3 protein-coding genes and 1 pseudogene are annotated in these 2,613 nt (G+C 48.3%); all 4 read left to right on the top strand.

The annotated features are described in order from the left end of the window. A pseudogene (locus JX312_RS14180) lies at nucleotides 1-867 on the top strand (outer membrane protein assembly factor BamA); the annotation flags it as partial. 66 nt (nucleotides 868-933) lie between these two features. Further along, nucleotides 934-1,449, top strand: a complete 516-nt coding sequence (locus JX312_RS12045; RefSeq protein WP_123404907.1) for an OmpH family outer membrane protein — start codon at nucleotides 934-936, stop codon at nucleotides 1,447-1,449. 115 nt (nucleotides 1,450-1,564) lie between these two features. Next, on the top strand, nucleotides 1,565-2,071 hold the full coding sequence (locus JX312_RS12040) for an OmpH family outer membrane protein (protein WP_123404905.1): 507 nt from the start codon (nucleotides 1,565-1,567) through the stop codon (nucleotides 2,069-2,071). An 83-nt stretch (nucleotides 2,072-2,154) separates the two neighbouring features. Continuing rightward, nucleotides 2,155-2,613 (top strand): glutamate racemase (locus tag JX312_RS12035; RefSeq protein ID WP_204458142.1); only part of this gene is annotated, 459 nt, incomplete at its 3' end.

Here is a 2,613-nt window from a genome sequence, read left to right as displayed (position 1 = left end):
GTGTATAAGAGACAGCGTCTGAACTGGCCTGACGATTATTTCCAGTTCCAGGCACAGCTCGCCTACCGTTGGTATTACCTGAAGAACTGGGACTATCTCTACTACATGCGCAACGGCACATCGAACTCTCTCACTCTTGGTCTGACGTTGTCACGCACATCAATAGACAACCCGATTTATACACGCCGCGGCTCGCAGTTCTCCGTAGACCTGACAATGACTCCTCCGGCATCACTCTTCGGCAAACGCAACTGGGCGAAATTATCTGAAGAGGCAAGTTACAGCAATCAGGACACTGAGTCTCGTGAAGCAGCACGCAGCAAGTTCTACCGCTTGATCGAATACTGGAAACTTCGCTTCAAGAGCAANACATTCACTCCACTCACCGACCCTGACGGCAAATGGACACTCGTGCTGATGACCCGCGCTGACTTCGGTCTCCTCGGTTCATTCAACAAACACATCAAGACTCCTTTCGAAACTTTCTACTTCGGAGGCGACGGCATGACAGGCTCATATACATACGCCACAGAGACTATCTCCATGCGCGGTTACGAGAACGGACAGTTCACACCATCAGGCTACGAGGGATATGCTTACGGCAAATTCACACTTGAGCTCCACTTCCCCTTCCTGCTCCAGCCGTCAACCACCATATACGCCATCGCATTCGCCGAAGCCGGCAACGCCTGGTATGATGTGAAAGACTTCTCGCCGTTCAACCTCAAACGCAGTGCCGGTGTCGGAGCCCGCGTATATCTGTCGGTGCTCGGCTACCTCGGCATCGACTGGGCATACGGTTTCGACAAGGTATGGGGACAGCGCGGAGGATCACAGATCCACTTTATCCTCGGTCAGGAGTTTTAAAAAGAGTTAAAGCATTAAACTTTTGTAAATGCCTTATGTCTTAATTGACAAAAAGATATTGACGGTATGAAAAAGATAATCATCACATTGTGTCTGGCGATTGCAGGAGTTGCAGCCGCATCCGCCCAGAAGTTCGCACTCGTGGATATGGAATATATCCTGCGTAATGTTCCATCTTATGAAATGGCAAACGAGCAGTTGAACCAGGTTTCGCAACGCTGGGAAAAGGAAGTCAACGAAGTTTCAAAAGAAGCAGAGACCATGTATAAGAACTATCAGTCCGACATGGTGTTTCTCACCGATGACCAGAAAAAGAAACGTGAAGAGGCTATCGTTGCAAAAGAGAAAGAAGCGACAGACCTCAGATACAAATATTTCGGTCCGGAGGGTGAACTCTACAAAAAACGTCAGTCGCTGGTACAGCCTATTCAGGAAGATGTCTACAACGCTGTCAAGGCGGTGGCTGAAGAAAAAGGCTACATGGCAATATTCGACCGGGCTTCCTCACAGAGCATCGTCTTCGCTTCTCCCCGTATAGATGTGAGCAACGAAGTGCTTGCAAAGCTGGGATATTCCAAATAATCACTGACCGATTTTGCATATTTGGTTAAATTAACTATCTTTGCGTTCAAATAGCCGGAACGGCTGTTGAACCGGTTATCCCGCGAAATAGAAATAACAAATACAAATAATAAAGATGTTAAAGAAAATTTTACTCGCCGTAGCAGTGGCTATTCCGATGTTTGCCTCTGCACAGACAGTCAAGATCGGTATCGTTGATACCAACGCAGTTTTCCAGGCAATGCCTGAGACAACAGCCGCTCAGACCAAACTGACTGAAATCCAGAAGAAATATCAGGATGAGTTCACTCGCCTTGAAGACGAATACAAACGCATGGTCGATGAGCTTCAGAAAATGAAAGAGGATGAGCTTCCCGCAATCCGTGAGCGCAAGACACGCGAGATCTCTGACTATCAGCAGAAGATTCAGAGCTTCATGCAGAGTGCCGATCAGGATATCGCCCAGCAGCAGCAACAGCTCATGGCTCCTATCGCCACAAAAATGAAAGAAGCAATCGAATCAGTAGGACGTGAGAACTCTTACAGCCTCATTCAGGCATTCTCACCTGACCAGATTCTTTTCCACGCTTCTCCTGTTGACGACATCACTCCGCTCGTCAAAGCCAAATTAGGACTGAAATAAGACACATACAAAATAAAATAAAAGCGAAGTCCGACAGACTTCGCTTTTATTTTCCCTTGTCGCAAACATTCACACCTCACGAAATGTATCCAGCCAAACCAGGTCCGATAGGCGTTTTCGATTCCGGCTACGGAGGTCTGACGATCCTACGGGAAATCAGAAGGAGACTGCCGGATTATGACTATCTCTATCTCGGTGACAACGCACGCGCCCCCTATGGCACGCGCAGTTTCGACATTGTATATGAATTCACACGTCAGGCGGTCGAGGAACTGTTCAGCCGAGGATGTCATCTTGTCATACTCGCATGCAACACTGCATCGGCAAAAGCTCTCCGCACTATCCAGCAACATGTCCTGCCGATAACCGACCCGGACCGCCGCGTGCTCGGTGTGATCCGCCCTACTGTAGAGATACTCGGCAAAGTTTCGCTAACAAGACATATCGGACTCCTTGCGACACCCGGCACTGTAATGAGCCATTCCTACGCCATGGAAATAGAGAAAATCTATCCCGGAATGTGCATAACCGAAAAAGCTTGT

The organism is Barnesiella sp. CU968, from assembly GCF_905219685.1.
Lineage (GTDB): Bacteria > Bacteroidota > Bacteroidia > Bacteroidales > Muribaculaceae > Lepagella > Lepagella muris_A.
This window is presented reverse-complemented; position numbering and strand designations above follow the sequence as displayed.

What these genes read in the sequence shown, in the direction of transcription:
- JX312_RS12045 (WP_123404907.1), top strand. Translation starts at nt 934, where the DNA reads ATGAAAAAGATAATCATCACATTGTGTCTGGCGATTGCAGGAGTTGCA.
- JX312_RS12040 (WP_123404905.1), top strand. Translation starts at nt 1,565, where the DNA reads ATGTTAAAGAAAATTTTACTCGCCGTAGCAGTGGCTATTCCGATGTTT.